This is a genomic window from Methylobacterium sp. DB0501, from assembly GCF_011043735.1.
GTDB classification, from domain to species: domain Bacteria; phylum Pseudomonadota; class Alphaproteobacteria; order Rhizobiales; family Beijerinckiaceae; genus Methylobacterium; species Methylobacterium alsaeris.
The window spans coordinates 1-1,085 of record NZ_JAAKGV010000083.1; the positions used below are offsets into that span (position 1 = coordinate 1).

A 1,085-nucleotide genomic window follows, 5' to 3' on the forward strand; every position below is an offset into this window, starting at 1 on the left:
CAAAAGCCGTCTCAGTTCGGATTGCACTCTGCAACTCGGGTGCATGAAGGCGGAATCGCTAGTAATCGTGGATCAGCACGCCACGGTGAATACGTTCCCGGGCCTTGTACACACCGCCCGTCACACCATGGGAGTTGGTCTTACCCGACGGCGCTGCGCCAACCGCAAGGGGGCAGGCGACCACGGTAGGGTCAGCGACTGGGGTGAAGTCGTAACAAGGTAGCCGTAGGGGAACCTGCGGCTGGATCACCTCCTTTCTAAGGATGCTGTCTGACGTGATGCTCGCTTGCGAGCCGCTCGCTCTCACGGCGTCGTTGGATCAAGGGTCCAGTCAGGACCCATTAGGCGGGACGCGCCGTCTTCGTTTCTCTTTCTCATCATCCGGACACGCTGGCGGAGCCAGCGACGGGCCTGTAGCTCAGGTGGTTAGAGCGCACCCCTGATAAGGGTGAGGTCGGACGTTCGAGTCGTCCCAGGCCCACCAGGATCGGGGAATGGTCTGCCAGCGAGCGGCGCCTTCGGGGCTGTAGCTCAGTTGGGAGAGCGCGTGCTTTGCAAGCATGAGGTCGTCGGTTCGATCCCGTCCAGCTCCACCACCCTCCCCCGCTGAAGGCAGCGCGGGTCGCAGGGTCGTCCGGATCAAAGAGCTTCGCACTCACCAACGCTTAGGCGGGTGGGATGCGGATATCTGACATCGTGAAGAGGGAATGTGCCCGGGCCGTTGCGAAAGCGGCCGGCCCGGGTGCGTTCGGCAAGCATAAGGCAGCCCCTGCGAAAGTGGTGGCTGCCGGTCTTTATCGTGACCGTGGATGGTCGTGGTCGAAGCCCGAAAGGCTTTCGACCACACCGGACACCGATCATGAGAGCGATCAAGTGCCTTAAGAGCATCTGGTGGATGCCTTGGCGCTGAGAGGCGATGAAGGACGTGGTACGCTGCGATAAGCCTTGGGGAGCTGCGAACGAGCTTTGATCCGAGGATCTCCGAATGGGGAAACCCACCTTCAGCCACCGTATCGTGGATCCAGTTCACTGGGTCTGCGCTACGATGGTTCGAGAAGGTATCAAGCCCTGAATTCATAGGGGTT

2 tRNA genes and 2 rRNA genes are annotated in these 1,085 nt (G+C 60.8%); all 4 read left to right on the top strand.

What is annotated here, in order from left to right:
- Positions 1–257, top strand: a 16S ribosomal RNA gene (locus G4G93_RS35395); the annotation flags it as partial.
- A 150-nt stretch (positions 258–407) separates the two neighbouring features.
- Positions 408–484, top strand: a tRNA-Ile gene (locus G4G93_RS35400).
- Between the two features lie 36 nt (positions 485–520).
- Positions 521–596, top strand: a tRNA-Ala gene (locus G4G93_RS35405).
- A gap of 271 nt (positions 597–867) precedes the next feature.
- Positions 868–1,085, top strand: a 23S ribosomal RNA gene (locus G4G93_RS35410); the annotation flags it as partial.